This window comes from Aquaspirillum sp. LM1 (genome assembly GCF_002002905.1).
Taxonomy (GTDB): Bacteria; Pseudomonadota; Gammaproteobacteria; order Burkholderiales; family Aquaspirillaceae; genus Rivihabitans.
Genome location: NZ_CP019509.1, coordinates 1650796 through 1675188, shown reverse-complemented (window position 1 = coordinate 1675188; position 24393 = coordinate 1650796). Strand labels below are relative to the sequence as shown.

Here is a 24393-nt window from a genome sequence, read left to right as displayed (position 1 = left end):
TTCTTGGCAAGAGACCTGATGCGTGATCTGATTGAGACATTGAAAGCGGAGCAATCAACATGAGTGAAGTCCACGCCCAGGCCCGAACCACCCCTCGCACGCGAGCCGAGATCAAGAACTCAACAGCATCATTGCTTGAATTGGCAAAACGCTACAACATCAGCGTGGCCACCGCACGCAAGTGGAAGCAGCGCGATAGCCAGGAGGATTTATCACACCGCCCGCACAAGCTTTGCACCACGCTGACGCCGGCGCAGGAGGCGATTGTCGTGGCCTTGCGAAGCCTGACGCTACTGGGACTGGATGACCTGGTCGCGGTGGTGCGCGAATTCATCAATCCAGACGTCTCGCGCTCTGGGCTGGATCGCTGTCTGCGCCGCCATGGCGTGGCCAACCTGCGTCAACTGCAAGCCGAGGCGCTGGCTGATGCCGGCCAGGTCCAGCCGCCGGTCAAAACCTTCAAGGATTACGAGCCAGGCTTCCTGCACATGGATATCAAGTACTTACCGAAGATGCCTGACGAGAAAGAGCGGCGCTACCTGTTTGTGGCCATCGACCGCGCCACCCGCTGGGTGTTCATGCATATCTATGCCAATCAAAGTGAGCGCAGCAGCGTGGACTTTTTAAACCGGCTGGAGCGCGCAGCACCGATGAAGATCGTCAGGTTGCTCACCGACAACGGCAGCCAGTTCACCGACCGCTTCACCAGCAAAAAACGTGAGCCAACCGGGCAGCATGCCTTTGATGTTCGCTGCACGGAGCTGGGCATTGAGCACCGCCTGTGCCCGCCGCGCCATCCACAGACAAACGGGATGGTTGAGCGCTTCAATGGCCGAATCAGTGAGGTGGTGAGTCAGACCCGATTTGCTTCAGCCGCCGAGTTGGAAACGACGCTTGAACGCTATGTGAAAACGTACAATCATCAGATTCCGCAGCGTGCGCTCAATCATCTTTCGCCCGTTCAGGCGCTGAAGGAATGGCAGAAGAAAAAACCTGAATTATTCAAGAAACGCATTTATAACCAGGCGGGACTTGACAGATAGGCTGCCGGTTGGCTGGCGGCCAGTTGCCGACGAATTTCCATGGACTCACGGGCATAAGCCAGCGCCTGCCGGCGCGACTCGGCATCGCCTTGTTCACCGAGCCAGACAGCCAGGTTATTCAGCGACATGGCCAAATTCGGCAGATAGGCTGCCGCTTGGCTGGCGGCCAGTTGCCGACGAATTTCCATGGACTCACGGGCATAATCCAGCGCCTGCTGTTGTGCTTCAGCGCCACCTTGGGCGTTTAAGGCTAGCGCCAGATTATTCAATGCCTGTGCCCGAGCATTTGCATCTTCCCCAGCCGCCCGCAGCGCAGCCTGGCGATAGCCCACCTGCAAATCCAACAAACACACCGAAAACTCCGGCAACTGCAAGCTTTCACTCAACCGCTGCTGCGTCTCATCATCCAGCCCCGCCCAGGCCCGCGCCAGCCAGCGGCCCAGGCCGGGTTCGCTGGCGTGGGCGGCGTTGATCAGCGTTTGGCCTTGGCTGGGGAAGGCGTGTTGCAGCGCGTGCAGCAGGGTGGCGGCGTAGCCGGGGTCGTCGTGTGCGCTGGCGGGGCGACGGGTGTCGGCGCATAGGCGGCCCAGGGTGGCCAGCGCGGCCTCCGGGTGTTGACTGAGCGCCTGTTGCAGCAGCGCCAGGCCACGCTCGCCGGCCAGGCGTTGCGCCAGCAGGGTTTCCGCCAGCAGGTCGGGTTGCAGGGTGGCGATGGTACCGGGGGCAGCGGGGTAGGCGCGCGCCAGCTGGGTGGCCAGGGCGGCGGCGTGCGGCAGGCCCAGCGTGCTCAGCATCTGTTCAGCATTTGCGCGCGGCGCGCCGCCCACCAGCGCCAGCCAGGCCAGCGCGTCGGCCCAGTCGTCATGGCGGGTGTCGGCGCCGCTGGTTTTCCAGTAGCGCCATTCGCGGTGCAGCTGGCTTTCCAGCAGGCTGCTGGCCTGGGTGGCGCGCTGGCTGTCCAATGCCGCCAGCGCCGCCAGGTGCAAGTAAAGCGGGCGGGCGTATTGCGCCTGCTCCAGCGGTGGGGTAAAGGCGTGGCTGGGGGTGGGCCGGCGCTGGGCGTGGGCGTAGGCGGCCAGCGCCTGTTGATACGCTTCGTGGCGGTCTTGGTTGTCCAGGCGCAAATCCGGCAGGGTGTGCACTGGCTCGGTAGCGGGGCCGTTCAACAGGTCGGCGGCTGGGCTGTCGCGGCGGAGGTCGGCCCACCAGCCGTGGGCGCTGCGCGCCAGCAGCAGCACGCGCACTTGCATGCTGGGCTGACCAAGGGCGTTGTGTGCGGCGCTAAGCAGGGCATCCAGCTCGCTGGCGCGGTGTTCGGCGTAATCCACCACCAGGCACAGCGGCTGGCTCTGGCGCAGCAGGGTTTGCCAGTGCGCGAGCCAGTCGGCGGGCTTGGCGCTGCCCAGCCAGGCCACGGTCCAGCCTTGCTTGGCCAGATGTTGGCTGGCGGCCAGCGCCAGACGGGTTTTGCCGCTGCCGCCCGCGCCGGTGTACAGGCGCACTTGCACCGGGTGTTGAGGGCGGCGCGCCCAGTCCAGCAGATTATCCAGCAGCGGCTGGCGCGCGGAGTGAAACGGCACAATGGCGTTGGCGGCTTGCAGCAGCCGCGACGGCGCCAGCCCCAGCTCGGGCTGCCATGGCGACGCCTCGGGCGGGCGCAGCCAGTCGGGTAGGCTTGCCGTGGCTGGCGGCGGCGCGATGCTGGGCGCGGGCGTGACGGCTGGCGGCTGGGTTTGTGGGGTGGCGCGGGGCAGGGCCAGCGCGTTCATGCATTGCTCGGCGGTTTTGCGCCAATCCCAGCCTTCGCGCTGGATGGTGTCGCGCAACCGCAGGGCGGCTTGTTTGGCGTGCTCGGGGTTGTTGGCCAGGCGGCGCAGGGCGTGCTTCACCGCTTGCAGGTCTTGCTCGTGGTGGTTTTCGCTATTGGCGTCGGGGCTATAGTGGCCGCGAATCTGTAGTGGAAACAGGCTGTGGTTTTCGCCGCTGCCATGCAGGGTGTCGCGCAGCCATTCCCACAGGCCGGAGTTACTGCCCAGAATCAACGGGACACCAGCGCCGATGGCTTCCCAGCCGGTCAGGCCAAAACCTTCATGCCAGGAGGGCATCAGCGCCACACTGGAGCTTGCCAACTGACGAAAATAGTGCGCACGGTCTTCGCTATAGGGCAGCAAATCCACCTGAAACATGCCATCTGCCCAGGTTTGTACCTGGCCGAGTAGCACGTCTTCTTGAGCCGGGTCGATGCCCATCATGCGCATGCGCGGCGAGCGCGCCAGCGCCGGTGGGCCATCGTGCTCGCGGGCTTCCGCCACCGCCTGGGCAAATGCGTGCAAGGCCAGCCGGCCTTGCTTGATGCGGTCATCGTCCAGCCGGCCCGAGACAAAGCCGGTAAACGAGGACGGCATGCGCGAAGCGGGATGCACGCCATGCTCCACCGGGTCGCTCAGGCCGGGGATCAGCGTATGCACGGTGTATGGCTTGGCTTCATTTAGCAGCCGGTCTTCCAGCTCGCGTTGCAGCCGTGGCCCCACTGCCAGGCACACATCCGCCTGGCAAAACAGTTGCCGTTGGTGCTCGGCTTTTTCAGCGGCGCTGGCGCTGCTGCCCTTTTTAAACCCCTGATACGCGCCATGCGCCATGTGATGCACCAACGCGGCGCGGCCGCCCAGCGCGTCGCGCAGCTGCAAGGCCAGCGGCCCGGTTTTGTCGTCGTGGCCCAGCCAGACCGGGGCTTGCCAGCCGCGTGTGGTCAGTATTTGCTGCACATCAGCGGTCAGCGTGGTGGGGTCGAATTCGTCGTTTGGGCGGTTCAGGCCCAGCAGGGTGAGCGCGTAGCGGGTTTGGGCCGCTTGCGCGTCTTCTGGGGTGATGCGCGGCAGCAGGCACACCACGTCAAAATCGCGCTCCTGGTGGACGCCCAGGGATTTGACCAGCTCGGTGTTAAGGACGCGCTGATTTATTCCCCAACAGCTGGATCTAAGCCTCCTGATCTGCGAACATCAGCACATTGAACGTGGGTGGTCACATGAAGACGCAAGCCAGCTTTTCCGAACTGGAATACGCGACAAAGAAGAAGGTCACGCGGCGCGACCGGTTTCTTGACGAAATCAACAAAGTCACGCCATGGGCCGCCTTGGTCGCGCAGATTGAGCCGTTCTACCCGAAAGGAACAGGCCGGGGCCGACCGCCGATTGGCGTAGCGCGGATGCTGCGAATGTACATCGCCCAACAATGCTTCGGACTCTCAGACGAAGGCATCGAAGACGCCATCTATGACAGCCAGGCCATCCGGGGATTTGTTGGCATAGACCTGTCGCGGGAGTCTGCACCAGACGCCACCACCCTGCTCAAGTTCCGCCGCCTGCTGGAAACGCACCAGCTGACCGAGCGCATCTTCGAGACCATCAACGCCCTACTGGCCGCGAAGGGCCTGATCCTCAAGGAAGGCACGGTTGTTGACGCCACCATCATTGCTGCGCCGTCCTCGACCAAAAATCGAAGCGGTGAGCGTGATCCTGAAATGCATCAGACCAAAAAGGGCAACCAGTGGTACTTCGGCATGAAGGCACACATTGGGGTGGATGCTGAAACGGGCATCGTGCATACCCTGGTCACCACGTCAGCCAACATCAGCGATGTTACCCAGGCGCATGCCTTGCTGCATGGCGAAGAGCGGCTTGCCTTTGGCGATGCAGGCTACCAAGGGGTTGAGAAGCGGGAAGAGAACCGGGGCAGGCGGGTTGAATGGGAAATTGCCATGCGTGCGGGCAAGCGCAAGGCGTTGCCGGATACGCCGGTCGGACGACTGCAGGAGCGGATCGAACAGGCCAAGGCCAGGATCCGGGCCAAGGTTGAACATCCGTTCAAGATCATCAAGAACCTCTTTGGCATGAAGAAGGTGTCCTACCGTGGGCTGGCGAAGAACACGGCGCGGCTGCACACCCTTTTTGGGTTGGCGAATCTGTTGACGGCCAGGCGGCGACTGTTTGCGCTGAACACCCAAGGTGCGTCCTGAAAGGGGGAAATGAGGAAATTTGCCGCCTGACAGGGTGAAGACTGACCGAAAATGACGGTGAGCAGGCATTTTTTACTCGCCCAAGCGCTCATGCCGAATCGATGCGGCCCGCTTCGGTCTTCTTTGGTGAAATGCTGATTTTTTCAGCGCGTCCTTAAAGGTGTTGATGCCGCCAAAACGCGGCCCCCAGGCGGTGGCCAGGGTGATGAGGACAGGGCGCATGGTGTGGGTTCTTTGGGGTGGCTGCAAGTGTGTAGTATGCCATAGCGCTGGCGGTGGCTGCAGGGAGGACAGCGCGGATTGATTCAGCAAAACCCAGGATTCCCGCCCATGCGGCAGCGGCGACGCGTTCAGCGTTTCCCAACAGCGCTTGCGTGTTCGGGCACTTGCCCTGCTTGCCACTCCTGGCCCTTGTCCGTAGAATGCCCGCTTTCCGCAAACAGGCGGAAGTTTTTTGAATTCAATGCGTTAAGGATGGGTTGTGGCCGATATCGAGCGTCTGGGCACCTGGGTGAAGTACAAAAACGGCTTATGCAGCGATTGCCTGGGCAGCTGTTGCAGCATGCCGGTGGAGGTTCGCCTGCCGGATCTGGTGCGCATGGGCGTGGTGGACGAGTTTGAACTGCAGGAGCCAATCAAGCAGATTGCCCGGCGGCTGGAAAAACAGCGGGTGATTCAGCATTTCAACTTCAAATACAGCGTGTTTACCTTAAGCCGGCGCGCCAATGGCGATTGCCAGTATCTGGACCCGCTCAGCCGCCTGTGTACCATTTATGCCGAACGCCCGGACACCTGCCGCAACCATCCCCAAATCGGCCCGCGTCCCGGCTTTTGCGCCTATACCCGTAACCCGAACTCTGGCCGCAAGGTAAGCGTATGACCGACCCGAAACAACACAATAACCCGCTGCATGGCGTGACCCTGGAAGCATTGCTCACCGAACTGGTGGCGCAGTATGGCTGGGAGGCGCTGGGACAGCGGGTGAATATCCGCTGCTTTACCAGCAACCCCAGCATTAAATCCAGCCTGACCTTCTTGCGCCGCACGCCGTGGGCGCGCGCGGAAGTGGAGGCGCTGTATACCGCGCTGAAAACGCCGGGCGCGGGGCGGCGCAGCTAAGGACGCGCTGATTTATTCAGAAAAACCGTTTTTGCCAAAAGCAAAACCCAGCAAAATCAAAACCCTGGATTCCCGCCTTCGCGGGAATGACGATTTTTTCAGCGCTTCCCTAGCACGCTGGCTGGCGACTCGACCGCTTTCGGCATGAGTTTCACCTCAGGTGTCGTTCCCGCGCAGGCGGGAACCCAGACCGGACCACATCGTGCACCGTCGGGGCCTTAGCATGGCGGGGCAGTCGTGAGCGCACACACCTGCTGCACGCTGTGGATGCCTCTGGATTCCCGGCTGCGCGGGAATGATGGTTTTTTCAGCGTGTCCTTACTGTCTGGCGGCCCGCCCTTAAAACAGATAGCCGCCGGCAAACAGATAGGTGGCCGCATTATTGATGATTGGCTGATCCGGCGGCAGGCTGTCATACAGGAAATTTGACCCCAGCGTCACCCCCAGCAGATACACCTTGCCATTGGCCGCCACATGCCACACCGGCCCGCCGGAATCGCCTGGCGCGCTGCTGCTGCTGTCGCTGGCCTCCAGGCTGAGCACGTCGGTGAAATAGTGCGCCGGCTTGCTGTGCCGCAGCACTTGTGGCGGATGGGCAAATACCCGGCTATGGCGCACCTGCCAGGGGTGAGACAGATTCAGTGACGCCCCCGTGCCGGCCAGCACGTCGCCAAAGCCGGTGACAAACACCGTTTTGCCCACCATGTCCTGCTGGTAAAACGGCATGTCCTTATGGCTATAGGCCATCCGGTGCGAAGGCGCGCTGGCCATATACTGGCGAATTGCCAGGCCAGGGTCTTTGAAGGCGATGAACATCAGGTCATAGTCCCAGCGGCCATAGCCATTGCGAAACTCGATATCGCTGGTGTGGCTGTTCAACTCCTGGGCGTGCAGGGTGCGCGGCAGCGTGGTGTTATTCGGCAGGCCAGGCGAAAAATCATAGCCCACCACCAGGCCAGTCAGGAACTGCACCACCAGATCGTTGACCTGAACGTCGCTCCATTGCGTCGGAATGGAAATACCCGCCTTGACGCACAGATTATGCTTGGCGGTCACAATACCCTGAAGGTTGTCCCGGTCCATCACCAGTACGCCCGAGCCGGTAAACTGGCCATTGCGCAACATCACCGAACTGAACTGCATCTGTTCCCTGGCGGGGGCGTTAAGCTGGGCAAACGCGTCCAGCGCGGTTTTTTTGGCCGTGTCGTTAAATTGCATGTGCGTGCTCCTTGTGCGTAAAAGATCACGACCTCCGGCACAGGAACGGGGCTGGCATCCGGATGGGCGCAGCAGAAGAACGCCATGGGCGCGTCGCTGTGAAGCGCAGCGGGCATATGCTGTGCCGGCATGCCCCGGCACATAAAAAAAACCCGGCACAAGGCCGGGCTCAATCACCTGGGTTTTACAACAGACACGAAGAAACCCGTTAAAACAAAAACGTCAGTGCAGCGCGCTCAGAACGTATCGCCCGGCACGCGCACCCAGCCTTCCATCAGAATGCGGGCGCTGCGGCTCATGATGGCCTTGGTCACCGTCCAGTTGCCGTCCACCAGCTTGGCTTCTGCGCCCACGCGCAGGGTGCCGGACGGATGGCCAAAGCGCACGGCGGTGCGTTCGCCGCCGCCAGCCGCCAGGTTGACCAGCGTGCCAGGAATGGCGGCAGCGGTGCCGATGGCCACGGCAGCGGTGCCCATCATGGCGTGGTGCAGCTTGCCCATCGACAGCGCGCGCACCAGCAGATCGACATCACCCGCTTCGATGGTCTTGCCGCTGGACGCCGTATAAGTGGTGGGCGGGGCAACAAAGGCAATCTTCGGGGTGTGCTGGCGGGTGGCGGCTTCTTCCGGGGTCTTGATCAGGCCCATGCGCAGCGCGCCGGCCACGCGAATGGCTTCAAAGCGCTTGAGCGCTTCCGGGTCGCTGTTGATCTGCTCGCGCAGCTCGGTGCCGGTGTAGCCGATGTCAGCGGCGTTGACGAACACCGTCGGGATGCCGGCGGTAATCATGGTGGCCTTGAAGGTGCCCACACCGGGCACGTCCAGATCGTCCACCAGATTGCCGGTGGGGAACATCGAGCCGCCATCGTCGTCGCCGTCGGACGGGTCCATGAACTCCAGCACGATTTCCGCCGCCGGGAAAGTGACCCCGTCCAGCTCGAAATCACCGGTTTCCTGCACCTGACCGTTGGTCACCGGCACATGGGCGATAATGGTTTTCTGGATATTCGCCTGCCAGACACGCACCACGCAGGTGCCGTTGTCGGGCACACGGGCCGGATCAATCAGGCCAGCGTGGATGGCAAACGCGCCAGCGGCGGTGGACAGATTGCCGCAGTTGCCCGACCAATCGACAAACGGCTTGTCGATCGACACCTGGCCGTACAGATAATCCACATCGTGATCGGGCACGCTGGACTTGGACAGGATCACGCACTTGCTGGTGCTGGAGGTGGCCCCACCCATGCCGTCGATATGGGCGGCGTAGGGGTCGGGGCTGCCAATCACGCGCATGAACAGCTGGTCGCGCGCCGCGCCCGGCACCTGGCAGGCTTCGGGCAGATCCTGCAGGCGGAAAAACACGCCCTTGCTGGTGCCGCCCCGGATATAGGTGGCGGGAACTTTGATCTGGGCTACAGTGGCCATGGATTCTTTTCTCCTCGAAGGGGGCTGGCCGGGCGGCTGGCTTGCGCCGCCGCCTGGCCGGTCAACACCACTCAGGCGGCGTTGGATTCCAGGAAGTCCTGGGCAAAGCGCTGCAGCACGCCGCCAGCCTGGTACACGCGCACTTCGGCAGCGGTATCCAGACGGCAGGTGACCGGCACTTCCACGGTTTCGCCATTTTTGCGCTGAATGACCAGGGTCAGGTCGCAACGCGGCGAGATATCGCCCTTCACGTCGTAGGTTTCGGTGCCGTCAATCGCCAGGGTCAGACGGGTGGTGCCCGGCTTGAACTCCATCGGCAGCACGCCCATGCCAATCAGGTTGGTGCGGTGGATGCGCTCGAAGCCTTCGGCGGCAATCGCTTCCACCCCGGCCAGACGCACGCCCTTGGCTGCCCAGTCACGCGAGCTGCCCTGGCCGTAGTCGGCACCGGCGACGATGATCAGCGGCTGCTTGCGGTCCATATAGGTTTCGATGGCTTCCCACATGCGCATGACCTTGCCTTCCGGCTCGACGCGGGCCAGCGAACCCTTCTTCACCTGACCATCGACCACGGCCATTTCGTTCACCAGCTGCGGGTTGGCAAAGGTGGCGCGCATGGCGGTCAGGTGGTCGCCACGGTGGGTGGCGTAAGAGTTGAAGTCCTCTTCCGGCAGGCCCATCTTGGCCAGGTATTCCCCGGCAGCCGAGCTGGCCAGAATGGCGTTGGACGGCGACAGGTGGTCGGTGGTGATGTTGTCCGGCAGCACGGCCAGCGGGCGCATGCCCTTGAGCGTGCGCGGATTGGCCGCCAGCGCGCCCATGCCTTCGGTGTCCCAGTACGGCGGACGACGAATATAGGTGGACATCGGACGCCAGTCGTACAGCGGGCTTTCTGCCTGTTGCACTTCGCCCAGGTCGAACATCGGCAGGTAAATCTGCTTGAACTGTTCCGGCTTGACGCAGGCCGCGACAATGGCGTCGATTTCTTCATCCGACGGCCACAGGTCTTTCAGGCGGATTTCCTTGCCGTCCACCACGCCGAGCACGTCCTGCTCGATGTCAAAGCGCACGGTGCCGGCAATGGCGTAGGCCACCACCAGCGGCGGCGAGGCCAGGAAAGCCTGCTTGGCGTAGGGGTGAATACGGCCATCAAAATTGCGGTTGCCCGACAACACGGCGGTGGAATACAGGTCGCGGTCGATGATTTCCTGCTGGATTTTCGGGTCCAGCGCGCCAGACATGCCATTACAGGTAGTGCAGGCATAGGCAACAATGCCAAAGCCGAGTTTTTCCAGCTCCGGCAGCAGGCCGGCTTCTTCCAGGTACAGCTTGGCCACCTTGGAGCCCGGTGCGAACGAGCTCTTCACCCACGGCTTGCGGGTCAGGCCGAGTTCATTGGCGCGCTTGGCCAGCAGCGCGGCGGCCACCACATTGCGCGGGTTGGAGGTGTTGGTGCAGCTGGTGATGGCGGCAATGATCACTGCGCCATCCGGCAGCAGGCCTTCGGCTTCTTCGGCGCGGGCGCTGGCCAGCTTGGCTTCGTCGGCAATGCCGCGCGCTTGCAGGGCGGAAGTGGGCAGGCGCTTGTGCGGGTTGGACGGGCCAGCCATATTGCGCACCACGCTGGACAGATCAAATGCCAGCACGCGTTCGTATTGCGCATTCACCAGGCTATCGGCCCACAGGCCGGTCAGCTTGGCGTAGTTTTCTACCAGGGCCACCTGTTCCGGCTCACGGCCAGTCAGCTTCAGGTAGTCGATGGTTTGCTGGTCGATGTAGAACATTGCCGCCGTGGCACCGTATTCCGGGCACATGTTCGAGATGGTGGCGCGGTCGCCAATCGACAGGCTGTCAGCGCCTTCGCCGAAGAACTCCACGTAAGCGCCGACCACGCGCTCCTTGCGCAGGAACTCGGTCAGCGCCAGCACGATGTCGGTGGCGGTGATGCCCGGCTGACGCTTGCCAGTGAGCTTGACGCCGACGATATCCGGCAGGCGCATCATCGACGGATGGCCCAGCATCACGGTTTCCGCTTCCAGGCCGCCCACGCCGATGGCGATCACGCCCAGCGCGTCCACGTGCGGGGTGTGGCTGTCGGTGCCCACGCAGGTATCCGGGAAGGCCACACCGTCACGCACCTGAATCACCGGCGACATTTTTTCCAGATTGATCTGGTGCATGATGCCGTTACCCGCCGGAATCACGTCCACATTCTTGAAGGCGGTCTTGGTCCACTCGATGAAGTGGAAACGGTCTTCGTTGCGACGGTCTTCAATCGCACGGTTTTTGGCAAAGGCATCCGGATCAAAACCGCCGCACTCCACCGCCAGCGAGTGGTCAACAATCAGCTGGGTGGGCACCACCGGGTTGACCAGCGACGGGTCACCGCCCTGGTCGGCAATGGCGTCGCGCAGGCCGGCCAGGTCCACCAGCGCGGTCTGGCCCAGAATGTCATGGCACACCACGCGGGCCGGGTACCACGGAAAGTCCAGATCGCGCTTGCGCTCAATCAGCTGCTTGAGCGAATCGGTCAGCGCGTCGGGTTCGCAACGACGCACCAGCTGTTCGGCCAGCACGCGCGAGGTGTAGGGCAGGGTGTCGTAAGCGCCGGGAGCAATGGCGTCAACGGCGGCGCGGGTGTCAAAGTAGTCCAGCGCAGCGCCGGGCAGAGATTTGCGGTATGCAGTGTTCATGACGTGGCAACATCCAGGTGAAGACGATCGGCAAGGGGCCTGTGAGCAGGCTCTGGGGCGCAAAAGGGGCGCTGCCGCTTGCGCGGCTCGCCCCTCTGGCATCAGTCAATCAACGTTGGCTGATCGGCGCGAAGGTCAGATCTTCCGGGCCCACGTAGTTGGCGCTCGGGCGAATGATCTTGCCGTCTTCGCGTTGTTCGATCACGTGCGCGGCCCAGCCGGTGGTGCGGGCAATCACGAACAGCGGGGTGAACATGGCAGTCGGCACGCCCATCATGTGATACGACACGGCGCTGAACCAGTCCAGGTTCGGGAACATCTTCTTGATGTCCCACATCACGCTTTCCAGACGCTCGGCGATGTCGAACATCTTCAGGTCGCCAGCGGCAGTGGACAGGTCGCGGGCCACTTCCTTGATGACCTTGTTGCGCGGGTCGCTGATGGTGTACACCGGGTGGCCAAAACCAATCACCACTTCTTTTTTCTCGACGCGGGCCTTGATGTCGGCTTCAGCGGCATCCGGCGAGTCGTAGCGCTTTTGCACTTCAAACGCCACTTCGTTGGCACCGCCGTGCTTGGGGCCGCGCAGCGCGCCGATGGCACCGGTGATGGCCGAGTACATGTCCGACCCGGTACCGGCGATGACGCGACCGGTAAAGGTGGAGGCGTTGAATTCGTGCTCGGCGTACAGGATCAGCGAGGTGTGCATCGCCTTCACCCACAGCTCGGACGGCTTTTCGCCGTGCAGCAGGTGCAGGAAGTGGCCGCCGACCGAGTCATCGTCGGTTTCCACGTCGATGCGCTTGCCGTTGGTGCTGAAGTGGTACCAGTACAGCAGGGCCGAACCCAGCGAGGCGATCAGGCGGTCGGCGATGTCGCGCGCGCCCGGTGCGTTGTGGTCGTCTTTTTCCGGCAGGGCGCAACCCAGCACGGACACGGCGGTGCGCATCACGTCCATCGGGTGGCTGGCCGCCGGCAGGGCTTCCAGCGCCGCCTTGACCGCAGCCGGCAGGCCGCGCAGGGCCTTGAGCTTTTTCTTGTAGCCGGTCAGTTCGGCCTGGTTCGGCAGCTTGCCGTGCACCAGCAGATAAGCGATTTCTTCAAATTCGCAGGTGGTGGCCACGTCGAGAATGTCGTAACCGCGATAGTGCAGGTCGTTGCCGGTACGGCCAACGGTACACAGGGCGGTGTTGCCAGCGGCAACGCCGGACAGGGCTACGGATTTCTTCGGTTTGCCGACAACGGGTGCTTCAGACATGGAGTGCTCCTCTATTTCAATGTGTGGGAAGCGGCGTGGTCATGGCCACGCCATAGTATTCCGGTTTACGTCAGTGCCATCCGGCGCTTATTGGCCATCCTTGACAAACAGCGCGTCCAGCTTTTGCTCGTACTCGTGGTAGCCCAGGTGATCGTACAGATCCATCCGGGTTTGCATGGTGCTGACCACATTCTTTTGCGTGCCTTCCTGGCGCAGCGTCTGATACACATTCAGCGCAGCCAGGTTCATGGCACGGAAGGCCGACAGCGGGTAGAGCGCCAGCGAGACGCCCACCGAGGCCAGCTCGTCAGTGGTGAACAGCGGGGTGGAGCCAAATTCGGTGATGTTGGCCAGCACCGGCACCTTCACGGCTTCGACAAACTGCTTGTACATGGCCAGTTCGGTCATGGCTTCCGGGAAGATCATGTCGGCACCGGCTTCCACGCAGGCGCAGGCGCGGTCGATGGCCGACTGCAGGCCTTCCACGGCCAGTGCATCGGTGCGCGCCATGATGACAAAGTCGCCATCGCGACGGGCATCCACGGCGGCTTTCACCCGGTCAACCATTTCATCCAGCGGCACAATCGCCTTGTTCGGACGGTGGCCACAGCGCTTTTGCTGCACCTGGTCTTCGATATGCACGGCGGCAGCGCCGGCTTTTTCCAGATGGCGAATGGCGCGGGCAATATTGAAAGCACCACCCCAGCCGGTGTCGATATCCACCAAGAGCGGCAGTTCGGTCACGTCGGTGATGCGACGCACGTCAATCAGCACATCTTCCAGCGTGGTGATGCCCAGGTCGGGAATCCCGCACGACCCGGCAGCCACCCCGCCACCGGACAGATACAGCGCCTTGTAGCCGGAATGGTCGGCCAGACGGGCCGCGTAGGCATTGATTGCGCCCACGACCTGCAAGGGCTTTTCTGCTGCAACAGCGGCTTTAAATCGTTGTCCGGGGGTCATCATGTGCCGTTTCTCCTCTTTGGTGTTCTGGCGTGATGGAAGGCATTCTAGCAAGTGCTTGGTTGGGGTGCAAATACAAAAGCGGAGCCGGGTTGGCCTGCCCACCAATAAATCATGTAACTGATTGAATTAAATAGCCAGTTACACAGCTGGCGTTGTGGTGTTTTCAAACAAACACCACCGCATGACGTGGCATGGATGGTCGGAATTGGGGGGGCCGCATCCAGGCAAAATACCTGGTGCGCAGGGTGATGTGCGATGGCGCATGCCGTCTTGCCGGCACCGGTCAGGGGGTAGGTCGGTCACGGCTTTATCGTCTGGCCACGCACGCCAGCGGCAAAAGGCTGGGCAAAAGGCGGGATGAGGGATGTCCTGTTCCGGCAGGGGTGTATAATCCCTGCGCTTATTCCGTCAACGCCTATCGCGCTCAGCCGCCCCCTATCCGCAATGAACACTCCGCTTTCTTTTGTTGTTGCCGCTGCGCTGGTTTTGCCATCGCTGTCTTTTGCCAATCCTGCCCCGGCCAGCTTTGTGCCTCCGCCGCCGGACATCGCCGGCAAGGCGTATTTCCTGAATGATTTCAACAGCCAGCAGCTCATTGCCGTGCGTGACCCTGATCTGCGCGTTGAGCCAGCCTCGCTGACCAAGCTGATGACCGCCTACCTCACTTTCAAGGCGCTGCGCGAAAAACGCCTGACCCTGGAACAAACCCTGCTGGTGTCGGCCAAGGGCTGGAAAACCGAGGGCTCGCGGATGTTTCTCGACCCGAAAACCCCGGTGACGGTTTCCGACCTGATTCGCGGCATGATTGTGCAATCGGGCAACGACGCCTGCGTGACCCTGGCCGAAGCCATTGCCGGCAGCGAAGAAGTGTTTGGCCAGCTGATGACCCGCGAAGCCCGCCGGCTGGGCATGAATGGCACCCATTTTGTCAATTCCACCGGCTTGCCTGGCCAACAGCACTACACCACGGTGCGTGATCTGAGTACGCTGGCCAATGCGGTGATTCGGGATTTCCCGGAGTTCTACCCGATTTATTCGATGAAGGAATTCCGCTATAACAATATCACCCAGCCCAACCGCAATCTGCTGCTGTACCGCGACCCGAAAGTGGACGGGATGAAAACCGGCTACACCGACGCTGCCGGCTATAACCTGATTGCCTCGGCACGGATTGATGGCCGCCGGGTGGTATCGGTGGTGGTGGGCACGGCCAGCCCGGAAGCGCGGGCAACGGAAAGCGGCAAGCTGCTGAACTACGGCCTGCAGTTTTTTGAAGCACCCAAGCTGTATGCTGCCAACAAACCGGTTTCCAGCCTGACGGTATACAAGGGCGAGGCCAGCCAGCTGAACATTGGTTTTGGCCGCGATATTTACGCCACCGTGCCCAAGGGCAGTACCGGGCGGATTCAGGCCAAGCTGAACACGCCGGCCTATCTGGTGGCCCCAATCAAGGCCGGTCAGCAGATTGGCCAGCTGACGCTGACGCTGGATGGCAAGGTGCTGGTGCAGCAGCCGGTGGTGGCGCTGGCGGCAGTGGCCGAGGCTGGCGCGCTGGGGCGGTTGGTGGATTCGATCAAGATGATGATCAAGTAGCCCTGCTTTAACCGCCAGTCGGTCAGCCTAGTAGCCAGTCACGATGATATGAACCAAATGACTGGCAGCTAGACCGCTTTTGGCATGCGTTTCACCTGACGTGTCGTTCCCGCGCAGGCGGGAACCCAGAGGCATCCACAGCGCGCTGACTATCCGACAACGCTCAACGCCCACAGCGCACGCTGTGGCGCGGCCTGGATTCCCGCCTTCGCGGGAATGACGCGGTAGGGCGCGGCGGCTGGGGTCGTTTTCTTTGCTGACTTTACTTTGTCGATACAAAGAAAGTCAGGCGGGCGCGAGACGCATTCTTGCTTTAATCACGCCTGCGCGCAGCGCAGTCCACAGATACCCTGCCATAAAAAGTGTTATTCAGAACATGACCTGTTCGATATTGAAATTTTGACCAAATGGGCGCATGTTTAGCGCCATGCCCGTTTCGGGCCTTAACCCTTTATTCGGGCGGTCGGTTTTGGCCGCCCTGATGCGTTATTGAGGCAGCCATGGCCAATACCCCACCCGCCACCCCCGTGCTGGAATTTCCCTGTCGCTTTCCCATCAAGATCATGGGCCACAAACACCCGGAATTTGCCCCCACCATGGTGGCAGTCACCCGCGTGCATGCCCCCGACTTTGAAGAAGTCGACCTGGTGGTGCGCGAAAGCAGCGCCGGCACCTATCTGGCCGTCACCGTCACCGTCCAGGCCCAGTCGCAAGCCCAGCTGGACGACTTGTACCGGGCGCTGACCGGCCATCCGATGGTCAAGATGGTGTTCTGACCCTTCACCCTACTTCAACAGCCTGCGCGGCGGAACGCTCTATGCAGATCAAACACTTGGGCCTGGTGGACTACGAACCCACCTGGCGGGCCATGCAGGCGTTCACCGACGCCCGCGACGAACACACCCCCGACGAACTGTGGCTGGTACAGCACCCGCCGGTGTACACCCTGGGCCTGGCCGGCAAGCCCGAGCACCTGCTGTGCGCCACCGCCATTCCGCTGGTGAAAACCGACCGGGGCGGCCAGATCACCTATCACGGCCCTGGCCAGCTGGTGGTGTATCTGCTGATCGACTTCAAGCGCCTGGGCCTGGGCGTGCGTGAGCTGGTACGCCATATCGAGCAGGCGGTGATCGACCTGCTGGCCGAATTCGGCATCAGCGGCAATGGCGACGTGGACGCCCCTGGCGTGTATGTGGATGGGGCCAAAATTGCCTCGCTGGGCCTGCGCATCCGCAACCACGCCACCTACCACGGTCTGAGCCTGAACGTGGACATGGACCTCACCCCGTTCAGCTGGATCAACCCCTGCGGTTACAGCGGCCTGCGCGTTACCCAACTGCGCGAGCAGGGCGTGGCGCTGGATGTGGACGCCGTGGCCGAACGCCTGCTGCCACACCTGCTGCAGCACCTGACTGCACCCCACCTGGAGACAACATGAAAATCGACAACACACAGGGCGTCAAACTCAAGGGCGAAGCCAAGACTGCCCGCATCCCGATCAAGGTGGTGCAACTGGACGAAAGACTGAAAAAACCGGAATGGATCCGGGTCAAGTCGCCGTCCGGCACCCGGTTTACCGAGATTAAAGAGATCCTGCGCGAACAAAAGCTGCACACCGTCTGTGAGGAAGCCAGTTGCCCGAATATTGGCGAATGCTTCAGCAGCGGCACCGCCACCTTCATGATCATGGGCGACATCTGCACCCGGCGCTGCCCGTTCTGCGACGTGGGCCATGGCCGCCCCAACCCGCTGGACGCCAACGAGCCACGCCATCTGGCAGAAACCGTGGCAGCGCTGCGGCTGAAATACGTGGTGATCACCAGCGTGGACCGCGACGACCTGCGCGACGGCGGCGCAGGCCATTTTGCCGACTGCATCCGCGAAGTGCGCGCACTGTCGCCCAACACCAAGATTGAAGTGCTGGTGCCAGATTTCCGTGGCCGGCTGGATATTGCGCTGGACATCCTCAGTGCCACCCCACCAGACGTGATGAACCATAATCTGGAAACCGCGCCGCGCCTGTACAAACAAGCCCGCCCGGGTGCCGACTACCAGCATTCGCTGGACCTGCTCAAGCAGTACAAGGCGCGCAACCCGGACGTGGCCACCAAGTCCGGCATCATGGTGGGCCTGGGCGAAACCGATGAAGAAGTGCTGGAAGTGATGCGCGACATGCGCGCCCACGACATCGACATGCTGACCATCGGCCAGTACCTGCAACCCACCGCCACCGCCCACCTGCCAGTGCTGCGCTATGTCCATCCGGATATGTTCAAGCAGTTCGAACAGCAGGCCTACGCCATGGGTTTTCGCCATGCGGCAGTGGGCGCGCTGGTGCGTTCGTCCTACCATGCTGACCAGCAGGCGCATCAGGCAGCGGCGGTGTAAGGCTGCGTATTGACGCACTTGGCGCGTGTCTTGTTTAACCGACCGCGCTGATTGATTCAGAAAAACCGTTTCCGCAAAAAGCCAAAAACCCATAAAAATCAAAAGCCTGCCCCCGTACTGTCACGGGAACAGGCTTTTGCCGCGTTTTCTTAATGCTGGCGCACATCCGCCAGCACCACCTCGCCAAAACCCGGATGCAGCAGCGCGTCCACCAGTTGCCAGGCGGTATCGTGCGGGCTGGACAGCCGGCCTTCGGCCTTCAGCGCGTCAAAACGGTGGCGCAGTGGAAAATTTTCCAGCGCGCTGGCGCGAATATCGGCCTGCATGTCGGTATCCACCACACCGGGTGCCAGGCTGACCACGCGCACGCCGGGCTGGTTTTCTTCGGCCAGCGCCTGGGCATGGCGGTCCAGCGCCGATTTGCTGGCGCAGTACACACTCCAGCCCGGATAGGCATGCCGCGCCGCGCCGCTGGAGACATGCAGCAGACGACGGTCGGCACAATGCGGGCAGGCGGCTACAAAGGCATTGCTCAGCAAGAGCGGTGCAGTGACGTTCAGGCTCACCGCCTGGATGATTTCTGCGGCACTTTGCTGGCCTACCGGGGCAATCGGCTGCACCTGGCCGGCGTTGTTGATCAGCAGCGCCTGGCTGGCATCAGCCAGAAAATCCTTCAGATGGCTGTCGGCCAGCCATTCGGCCAGCGCCTGCGGGTTGGCCAGGTCGAGCGTGTGCTGGCTCAGGCGGGGGTCGGAGCTGGGGTGGCAATGGCGGGCCAGGCCCAGCACGGGAATGGCGCGCGCCAGCAAGGTGTCAACAATCGCCGCACCCAGCCCACGGCTGTGGCCGGTGACAATGGCTTTTACGCCCATGGGAGCCCTTTCATCTCAGGCCAGCCAGATGGCGCTGGCCATGCGACCGGTAACGCCATCGCGCCGGTAGGAAAAAAACTGTTCACGTTCAATCACCGTACAGACCTCGCCGCCAAAGCAGTGGGTGCTGGGCACACCGGCGCGGTTCAGGCGCTGGCGGGCCAGCTGTGGCAGGTCGGCCAGAAACTTGCCGTCGGGCAGCGGGCTGAAGGCGCTGGCGGCACTGGCGGCACTGGCGTGCTGGCTGACAAATGCCTCCCGCACCTCGGCCCCCACTTCAAAGGCATCGCAACTGATGGCCGGCCCCAGCCAGGCCAGCACTTCGCCGGGGGGGCAGGCCATGGCATCCAGCGTGGCTTCCAGCACACCGGCCAGCAGCCCACGCCAGCCGGCATGGGCGGCAGCCACCACGCTGCCCGCGCGGTCGGTGAACAACACCGGCAAGCAGTCTGCGGTCATCACCGCACACACCACACCGGGCTGGCGGCTGACACTGGCGTCAGCGTCGGGCACGCCCTTTACCTGTGCGGCGTCAACCACCTGCACGCCATGCACCTGATTCAGCCACACCGGCGCTGCCGGCAGCAGCTGGCGCAGGCGGGCGCGGTTTTCCGTGACAGCAACCGGGTCATCCCCCACATGCTGACCCAGATTCAGGCTGGCATATGGCGGCTGGCTGACGCCACCGACACGGGTGGTGCTCAGGGCGTGAACCTGGGCGGGGGCAGGCCAATCGGGACGCAAGACGGGCAAATCGGACATGGCAGACAGGGTGAATACAGAAAAACCGCATTGTGGCGCAGCCAAGGGTGGGATGCACGGGTTTTATCGCGCCATGGCTGGCGTCGTGCGTGGTGTAGCGGCGGGCGCATGGCCCTTGGGCTCAGGCGGGGGAGGTATGAATAAGAGGGGTGGCGCAGTACCTGCCGTCGCCCTTATCGGCGCTGAGGGCGACGGCAGGCGAGGGGCAGGGTACCCGCCAGGCATTACGCCAGCGGCTGCGGGCGAAACTCCAGCGCGGCAAAATCGTCGGCAATTTCCTGGCCAAATTCCAGAATGGTGTCGTCGTCTTCGTCGTACAGCCAGTTGAGAATCACCACATTACCGGCCAGCACGGCATTATTGAGAATTTCAAACAGGGAAAACAGCATTTTGGTGCTGGAGCTGTTGAAATATGCCAGGGTGACATTGACCTGAATGGTAGTGTCGCTGCGGCCAGCCAGGTAGCTTTCCACTGCGGCAATGATAGGTACGTAAAACGCGGCGGCGTTTTCCGGAAACGATTCGCCTTTCAGCGTCAGGCTGTGGCTGTCAAAGCGGAAATCGACTTCTGGTTCACTGGGGGTAGCCGGGATGTACAGGTTTTCCATAATGGGGAACTCTTGGGCAGCAAGCGTGGATCAAAACTTCGCTTTGAGGTAGAACATGGCCGTTTTACCGTCGGGCTGATCGTCAAAATGAAACTCGATCGGTTCGGAGGCGTCGCGGGCCACGGTGAGGAAACCCAGACCGGCCCCCTTGCTGGTAGCTTCGGTTTCATTGCGCAGCTGGGTTTTGTAGGCCGCCTTGATTTCTTCCTGCGACATGGTTTGCAGGGCATCCAGCTTGTGGCGCATCCGCTCAACCTGATTGATGTCTACCGGATTGCCGCAGACAATGAAAAACTTGTTGTCGCTTTCGCCAATCCATACCGCACCGTGGCGCAGTTCGTGATTGCGCTGCTCGGCTTCGCTCAGTCCATCGGCTGAGTAGTGAATCACGTTTTGTGCCATCTCGATAAAGGTGGAAAACACCTTGCGCTGGGAGGTGGATTTATTACCGCTGTGCGCCAGGCGGTGTTTCAGTGCTTCTGCCATGGCAGCAACAATGTTTTGCGAAAACAGTCCGGAGTAGTAAAAAATCACGCTGCATTTTTTTTCCAGCTCGCGGAAACTGTTGATTTCGCTTTGCAACATGTCATTCACTCGCAGGGTGTGCTCGGTCATGTCAAGTATGCCTATAAATGATTAAATAAAGATGACAGCAAGATGACAGGTGGGCTGGCCCACCTGCGCAGAAAACCGGCTCAGTCGATGCGGAAACCAAAAATACTCACATCATCACGCCGGCGGTTGTCGCCCTGGTATTTGTAAAATGCCTGCATGATGTGCTCTTTTTGTTCGCTCATTGGCTGCTTGGCAGCGTCCATGATCACTTTTTTCAGCCGCTTCTTGCCAAACGAAATCTGTTTGGGGCCACCAATCTGGTCGATGATGCCATCGGTGGTGATATACACCTGGCTGCCCGGCTTCAGGGCAATTTTCTGGTTTTCCCAGCAGTAGTCCATTGGCGTGTCGATATAGCCCACGCCCTTTTTGTCGCCCTTGATCACGTCCAGATCGTCCGCGCCGGGTGGCAGCAAGAACAGCGGGGTTTTTGCCCCGGCAAAGGTCATCATCCGCGTGCGGGTGTCCACCCAGCAGAACGCAGTGTCCATGCCGTCGTCGGAGTGCATTTCATGGTCATCGCCGTCCATGCCCTGGCGGCCACCGTCAAACTGGCCCAGCGACTGCTTGACCGTGCGGTTCACCTCGGCCAGCGCGGTGGCCGGGTCGTGCAGGTCGGTTTCTTTCAGTACCTGATTCAGCGCCGAAGCAATAATCAGCGTCATGAACGCGCCGGGCACGCCATGGCCGGTGCAATCGATCACCGCGCAGAAAAAGCCGTCTTCGTGTTTGACAAAGTAGTAGTAGTCGCCGCCCACCACGTCACGCGGCTCCCAGTGCATGAAATAGTCGTTCAGCGCGGCGGCCATGTCTTCACGACTGCTGCGCAGAAACGATTTCTGAATCACGCTGGCGTAGTTGATCGACTCCATCACCAGGCGGTTTTTTTCGGCCTGCAGATCGGCAATGGCCTTGACCAGATCCACCCCGGCACCAATGCCGATGTACTGGTGGTCGCGGGTGACAATAAACCCGTCAGCCAGGGCTTTTTCGCCGTTAGCCACCGCCATGAAGCTGAGTTCCTGCAGGCTGACATCGTGCTCCACCACCAGCGGTGCGGTGTCCATGAAGGCAATGCAGCTTTTGCGGGCGTACACCTCGCGGTGGAAGGGCTTGGCCAGCTGGCTCATGAACTGGTTGCGATTGATGATGCCCATCGGCAGGCCGTTTTCCACCACGGGCAGCGAGCCCATGTTCTGGTTTTCTGAAAACAGCGTCAGCACTTGTTCGTTGGTGTCGTCGGGTGAGGCAACCGGGCAGGTTTGCGCCAGGTGGCCCGCCAGCGAGCGGGGAAGAACGGCAGACCGGCGTGCAGCCGTAAGCCGGGAGGACGCAGCAGAAGTCGGCATGGTAGGCAGCTCCACATCAAGCAGGCAGCCAGATGTCCGGAGGTGGCTGCACTGGAAAAGGGCAAGAAAAGAATCAACATGCCCATGCTACGAAGTGGATGTGACGGGAATATGTTGATGAGTCAAACAATTGTTGGCAGCAGGCCACGCCGTCAGCCCCGTCAGGGCAGGCGGGCAAGGGTTTTGCCTGGGTGCCGCGCTCAGGCCGGACAAGGCATGGGCTGGCTGATTCTGGCCGGATACCTTATTGGGGGATAGATCATGATGGGGTAGAATTAACTAAGTATTTCTACTTAGGTTGCGCTATGCTCAAACCAGTTTGAGCAACCCCACCCGTGGTTCAGAAAGCCTGTCATGCTGGCAAATACCCTGAAAACCCTTCCCATCACCTTGCTAGCCTGTCTGGGCCTGAGCGCCTGCTACCCGGAAAACCTGCAACTGGCCGGAGACTGGCAATGCGGTGACATCACCCTCAGCTTGCAGCGTAATGGCAATTTTGTGCTAAAAATGGATGAAGATAAGCCAGAAACCATGGTCAGCGGCACGTTTCGGGTCAAGCCCGAACACGGTGCCCTGCGCATCCGCTACAGCCCGGACATCATGCCGGAGCAGCGTTACGCCTATATTCCGGGCACCTACCCGGCAGAAGGCTTTTACCTGAACACCCGCCCGGATCTGAAAGGCGAACCCAAGCTGTGCCTGCGTCGTGCGGGCCTGGTTTGAACATCATCCCCTGAGCGTGTAGCTAAAGTGCAACATAATGCAGTTTACTGGGCAAGGTAAACGTGGATAGTCTCCATGCTGTTTGGCGGACAATAAAAAAAGCCATCGCAAACGCGATGGCTTTTTTGGATCCAACTCGCACGGACAACCTGCATTGCGCCGGGAAACTTACCCAATCGTCGTGTTTTTCAGCCGCTGCAACACGGCATCACGCCCCATCAGCGCCAGCACGGCATCCACCGACGGCGTGTGGGTGGTACCGCACACCAGTACGCGCAGCGGCATGCCCAGCTGGCCCATCTTGATGCCTTCGGCGCTGCAGAACGGCTTGAACAAGCCGTGAATCGCCTCGGTAGTCCATTCCGGCAGCGCGGCCAGTTGCTCGGCAAAGCGGGCCATGCGCGCGCGAGTGTCGGCCAGGATGTGTTTGTCCAGCTCGGCCTGTTCCGGCTGACGAGGCTGGTAAAAGTAATCGCATTCCTGCGCCAGGCTGTTGAGTTCCTGCACCCGTTCTTTCACCAGACCAATCACCTCGGCCAGCGCCGGGCCACTGGCGCAAGACACCCCGGCAGCCGCCAGACGCGGTGCCACCAGCTCGGCCAGACGGCTGTTGTCGGCTGCTTTCATATGCTGGGCGTTCAGCCAGAGGAATTTTTCCTGGTTGAAACGGCTGGCCGACGGGCTGACCGCTTCCAGGCTGAACCATTCGACAAACTGGGTCATGTTGAAGAATTCTTCGTCGCCATGGCCCCAGCCCAGCCGGGCCAGATAATTGAGCAGCGCTTCCGGCAAAATGCCCTTGGCGGCGTAATCCACCACGCTGACCGCATCGCGGCGCTTGGACATTTTCTGGCCGTCTTCATTCAGGATCATCGGCAGATGGCCGTATACCGGCAGCGGCGCACCCAGCGCCTGCAGGATGTTGATCTGGCGCGGGGTGTTGTTGACATGGTCGTCACCGCGAATCACATGGGTGATGTTCATGTCCCAGTCGTCCACCACCACGCAGAAGTTATACGTCGGGCTGCCATCCGGGCGGGCGATGATCAGGTCGTCGAGTTCTTCGTTCTTGATTTCAATCCGGCCCTTGACCGCGTCTTCCCACACCACCGACCCACTCAGCGGGGTAGCAAAGCGCACCACCGGCTGCACGCCAGCTGGCGGCGGCGGCAGGGTTTTGCCGGCTTCTGGCCGCCAGCGGCGGTCGTAGCGCGGCTTTTCGCCGCGTGCTTCCTGCTCGGCGCGCAAGGCTTCCAGCTCTTCTTTGCTGCAATAGCACAGGTAGGCGTGGCCGCTGGCCAGCAGCTGCTGAATCACCGCTTTATAGCGGTCAAAGCGCTGGGTCTGGTAGAACGGACCTTCGTCGTAATCCAGGCCCACCCAGTGCATGCCGTCCAGAATCGCCTGCACCGACTCCGGGGTGGAGCGTTCAAGGTCGGTGTCCTCGATGCGCAGCACAAAGGTGCCGCCGTGCTTGCGGGCATAAGCCCAGGAGAACAGCGCCGTGCGGACGCCGCCAATATGCAGGAAACCGGTAGGACTGGGGGCAAAACGGGTGCGGATCATGAGAAGGGTCAACCGATCAGAAAAACCGGCATTTTACTCTGCCAGACAGGGAAGGGAAATGCACAGGACCATCGGGCGTGGTCTTTATCGGCGTGCGCCACTGAGATTGGGATGGCGCGGGTTATAACTCCCCGGTCTGCCCATAGAAGAAAGAACTCCTGCACGGGGACAAGGGCTGGAT

The 24393-nt window shown here is 61.5% G+C and carries 22 protein-coding genes; 9 read left to right on the top strand and 13 right to left on the bottom strand.

Annotated elements, in window-relative coordinates:
* Window positions 1–59: 59 nt before the first annotated feature.
* Entirely contained in the window at window positions 60–1043 is a 984-nt protein-coding gene (locus BXU06_RS07180) for an IS481 family transposase (RefSeq protein WP_077298182.1), read from the top strand.
* On the opposite strand, the gene BXU06_RS07175 is transcribed toward BXU06_RS07180, so the two are convergent.
* Window positions 1016–4003 carry a hypothetical protein gene (locus BXU06_RS07175; RefSeq protein ID WP_374754327.1) on the bottom strand — a complete coding sequence of 996 codons (2988 nt, stop codon included), beginning with the start codon at window positions 4001–4003 and terminating at the stop codon, window positions 1016–1018. The two genes, BXU06_RS07180 and BXU06_RS07175, sit on opposite strands and share 28 nt — an antisense overlap.
* Window positions 4004–4068: 65 nt before the next feature.
* Between BXU06_RS07175 and BXU06_RS07170 the strand changes: the two genes are divergently transcribed.
* Window positions 4069–5058 (top strand): IS5 family transposase, encoded by a 990-nt coding sequence (locus tag BXU06_RS07170; protein WP_077296044.1) that lies wholly within the window; start codon window positions 4069–4071, stop codon window positions 5056–5058.
* A 72-nt stretch (window positions 5059–5130) separates the two neighbouring features.
* On the opposite strand, the gene BXU06_RS17675 is transcribed toward BXU06_RS07170, so the two are convergent.
* Window positions 5131–5280, bottom strand: coding sequence for a hypothetical protein (locus tag BXU06_RS17675; RefSeq protein ID WP_171982142.1), 150 nt, complete (start codon window positions 5278–5280; stop codon window positions 5131–5133).
* Window positions 5281–5539: 259 nt separating this feature from the next.
* Here BXU06_RS17675 and BXU06_RS07165 point away from each other — a divergent pair, with 259 nt between their 5' ends.
* Together BXU06_RS07165 and BXU06_RS07160 are read left to right on the top strand one after the other, a co-directional pair.
* Complete coding sequence (locus BXU06_RS07165; RefSeq protein ID WP_077298177.1) at window positions 5540–5938, top strand: YkgJ family cysteine cluster protein; 399 nt, start codon at window positions 5540–5542, stop codon at window positions 5936–5938.
* Window positions 5935–6177 carry a VF530 family DNA-binding protein gene (locus BXU06_RS07160; protein ID WP_077298175.1) on the top strand — a complete coding sequence of 81 codons (243 nt, stop codon included), beginning with the start codon at window positions 5935–5937 and terminating at the stop codon, window positions 6175–6177. The genes BXU06_RS07165 and BXU06_RS07160 overlap by 4 nt, the downstream gene beginning before the upstream one ends.
* Window positions 6178–6516: 339 nt before the next feature.
* On the opposite strand, the gene BXU06_RS07155 is transcribed toward BXU06_RS07160, so the two are convergent.
* From BXU06_RS07155 to prpB, 5 genes are all read right to left on the bottom strand, one after another.
* Window positions 6517–7395 (bottom strand): hypothetical protein, encoded by an 879-nt coding sequence (locus BXU06_RS07155; protein WP_077298173.1) that lies wholly within the window; start codon window positions 7393–7395, stop codon window positions 6517–6519.
* 236 nt (window positions 7396–7631) lie between these two features.
* Window positions 7632–8819, bottom strand: coding sequence for a 2-methylaconitate cis-trans isomerase PrpF (prpF, locus tag BXU06_RS07150; protein WP_077298171.1), 1188 nt, complete (start codon window positions 8817–8819; stop codon window positions 7632–7634).
* A gap of 71 nt (window positions 8820–8890) precedes the next feature.
* The gene (gene acnD, locus BXU06_RS07145) at window positions 8891–11512 is read right to left on the bottom strand and encodes a Fe/S-dependent 2-methylisocitrate dehydratase AcnD (RefSeq protein ID WP_077298169.1); all 2622 of its coding nucleotides are present in this window, start codon (window positions 11510–11512) and stop codon (window positions 8891–8893) included.
* Window positions 11513–11621: 109 nt separating this feature from the next.
* Window positions 11622–12770 carry a 2-methylcitrate synthase gene (gene prpC / locus BXU06_RS07140; RefSeq protein ID WP_077298167.1) on the bottom strand — a complete coding sequence of 383 codons (1149 nt, stop codon included), beginning with the start codon at window positions 12768–12770 and terminating at the stop codon, window positions 11622–11624.
* An 87-nt stretch (window positions 12771–12857) separates the two neighbouring features.
* Entirely contained in the window at window positions 12858–13736 is an 879-nt protein-coding gene (gene prpB, locus BXU06_RS07135; protein WP_077298165.1) for a methylisocitrate lyase, read from the bottom strand.
* 444 nt (window positions 13737–14180) lie between these two features.
* On the opposite strand from prpB, the gene BXU06_RS07130 reads away from it, so the two are divergent.
* The 4 genes from BXU06_RS07130 to lipA all read left to right on the top strand — a co-directional run bounded on the left by BXU06_RS07130 (window position 14181) and on the right by lipA (window position 17717).
* Complete coding sequence (locus tag BXU06_RS07130; RefSeq protein ID WP_077298163.1) at window positions 14181–15329, top strand: D-alanyl-D-alanine carboxypeptidase family protein; 1149 nt, start codon at window positions 14181–14183, stop codon at window positions 15327–15329.
* A gap of 500 nt (window positions 15330–15829) precedes the next feature.
* Window positions 15830–16105: a YbeD family protein gene (locus BXU06_RS07125; RefSeq protein WP_077298161.1), complete on the top strand. Its 276-nt coding sequence runs from the start codon at window positions 15830–15832 to the stop codon at window positions 16103–16105.
* Complete coding sequence (lipB, locus tag BXU06_RS07120; protein ID WP_256364073.1) at window positions 16102–16767, top strand: lipoyl(octanoyl) transferase LipB; 666 nt, start codon at window positions 16102–16104, stop codon at window positions 16765–16767. Before BXU06_RS07125 ends, lipB begins: the two co-directional genes overlap by 4 nt.
* Window positions 16764–17717: a lipoyl synthase gene (gene lipA, locus BXU06_RS07115; protein ID WP_077298157.1), complete on the top strand. Its 954-nt coding sequence runs from the start codon at window positions 16764–16766 to the stop codon at window positions 17715–17717. The genes lipB and lipA overlap by 4 nt, the downstream gene beginning before the upstream one ends.
* Before the next feature lie 149 nt (window positions 17718–17866).
* Here the strand turns inward: lipA and BXU06_RS07110 are convergent, their stop codons facing one another.
* The 5 genes from BXU06_RS07110 to BXU06_RS07090 all read right to left on the bottom strand — a co-directional run bounded on the left by BXU06_RS07110 (window position 17867) and on the right by BXU06_RS07090 (window position 21923).
* The gene (locus BXU06_RS07110; RefSeq protein WP_077298155.1) at window positions 17867–18589 is read right to left on the bottom strand and encodes an SDR family oxidoreductase; all 723 of its coding nucleotides are present in this window, start codon (window positions 18587–18589) and stop codon (window positions 17867–17869) included.
* Between the two features lie 15 nt (window positions 18590–18604).
* Entirely contained in the window at window positions 18605–19351 is a 747-nt protein-coding gene (pgeF, locus tag BXU06_RS07105) for a peptidoglycan editing factor PgeF (protein WP_077302732.1), read from the bottom strand.
* 224 nt (window positions 19352–19575) lie between these two features.
* Window positions 19576–19959, bottom strand: a complete 384-nt coding sequence (locus BXU06_RS07100; protein ID WP_077298153.1) for a DUF1987 domain-containing protein — start codon at window positions 19957–19959, stop codon at window positions 19576–19578.
* 30 nt (window positions 19960–19989) lie between these two features.
* Window positions 19990–20574 (bottom strand): SiaB family protein kinase, encoded by a 585-nt coding sequence (locus BXU06_RS07095; RefSeq protein ID WP_253189546.1) that lies wholly within the window; start codon window positions 20572–20574, stop codon window positions 19990–19992.
* A gap of 80 nt (window positions 20575–20654) precedes the next feature.
* Complete coding sequence (locus BXU06_RS07090) at window positions 20655–21923, bottom strand: SpoIIE family protein phosphatase (RefSeq protein ID WP_077298151.1); 1269 nt, start codon at window positions 21921–21923, stop codon at window positions 20655–20657.
* A gap of 354 nt (window positions 21924–22277) precedes the next feature.
* Between BXU06_RS07090 and BXU06_RS07085 the strand changes: the two genes are divergently transcribed.
* Window positions 22278–22646, top strand: coding sequence for a hypothetical protein (locus BXU06_RS07085; RefSeq protein ID WP_077298149.1), 369 nt, complete (start codon window positions 22278–22280; stop codon window positions 22644–22646).
* 168 nt (window positions 22647–22814) lie between these two features.
* On the opposite strand, the gene gltX is transcribed toward BXU06_RS07085, so the two are convergent.
* Window positions 22815–24212: a glutamate--tRNA ligase gene (gltX, locus tag BXU06_RS07080; protein ID WP_077298147.1), complete on the bottom strand. Its 1398-nt coding sequence runs from the start codon at window positions 24210–24212 to the stop codon at window positions 22815–22817.
* Window positions 24213–24393: the final 181 nt, after the last annotated feature.

Coding starts and splice junctions, on each gene's coding strand:
- pgeF (WP_077302732.1), bottom strand. CDS start 19,351: ATGTCCGATTTGCCCGTCTTGCGTCCCGATTGGCCTGCCCCCGCCCAG.
- lipA (WP_077298157.1), top strand. CDS start 16,764: ATGAAAATCGACAACACACAGGGCGTCAAACTCAAGGGCGAAGCCAAG.
- prpB (WP_077298165.1), bottom strand. CDS start 13,736: ATGATGACCCCCGGACAACGATTTAAAGCCGCTGTTGCAGCAGAAAAG.
- BXU06_RS07155 (WP_077298173.1), bottom strand. CDS start 7,395: ATGCAATTTAACGACACGGCCAAAAAAACCGCGCTGGACGCGTTTGCC.
- prpC (WP_077298167.1), bottom strand. CDS start 12,770: ATGTCTGAAGCACCCGTTGTCGGCAAACCGAAGAAATCCGTAGCCCTG.
- BXU06_RS07085 (WP_077298149.1), top strand. CDS start 22,278: ATGCTGGCAAATACCCTGAAAACCCTTCCCATCACCTTGCTAGCCTGT.
- BXU06_RS07090 (WP_077298151.1), bottom strand. CDS start 21,923: ATGCCGACTTCTGCTGCGTCCTCCCGGCTTACGGCTGCACGCCGGTCT.
- BXU06_RS07095 (WP_253189546.1), bottom strand. CDS start 20,574: ATGACCGAGCACACCCTGCGAGTGAATGACATGTTGCAAAGCGAAATC.
- BXU06_RS07180 (WP_077298182.1), top strand. CDS start 60: ATGAGTGAAGTCCACGCCCAGGCCCGAACCACCCCTCGCACGCGAGCC.
- BXU06_RS07170 (WP_077296044.1), top strand. CDS start 4,069: ATGAAGACGCAAGCCAGCTTTTCCGAACTGGAATACGCGACAAAGAAG.
- BXU06_RS07160 (WP_077298175.1), top strand. CDS start 5,935: ATGACCGACCCGAAACAACACAATAACCCGCTGCATGGCGTGACCCTG.
- gltX (WP_077298147.1), bottom strand. CDS start 24,212: ATGATCCGCACCCGTTTTGCCCCCAGTCCTACCGGTTTCCTGCATATT.
- BXU06_RS07130 (WP_077298163.1), top strand. CDS start 14,181: ATGAACACTCCGCTTTCTTTTGTTGTTGCCGCTGCGCTGGTTTTGCCA.
- BXU06_RS17675 (WP_171982142.1), bottom strand. CDS start 5,280: ATGCGCCCTGTCCTCATCACCCTGGCCACCGCCTGGGGGCCGCGTTTT.
- prpF (WP_077298171.1), bottom strand. CDS start 8,819: ATGGCCACTGTAGCCCAGATCAAAGTTCCCGCCACCTATATCCGGGGC.
- BXU06_RS07125 (WP_077298161.1), top strand. CDS start 15,830: ATGGCCAATACCCCACCCGCCACCCCCGTGCTGGAATTTCCCTGTCGC.
- BXU06_RS07100 (WP_077298153.1), bottom strand. CDS start 19,959: ATGGAAAACCTGTACATCCCGGCTACCCCCAGTGAACCAGAAGTCGAT.
- acnD (WP_077298169.1), bottom strand. CDS start 11,512: ATGAACACTGCATACCGCAAATCTCTGCCCGGCGCTGCGCTGGACTAC.
- BXU06_RS07110 (WP_077298155.1), bottom strand. CDS start 18,589: ATGGGCGTAAAAGCCATTGTCACCGGCCACAGCCGTGGGCTGGGTGCG.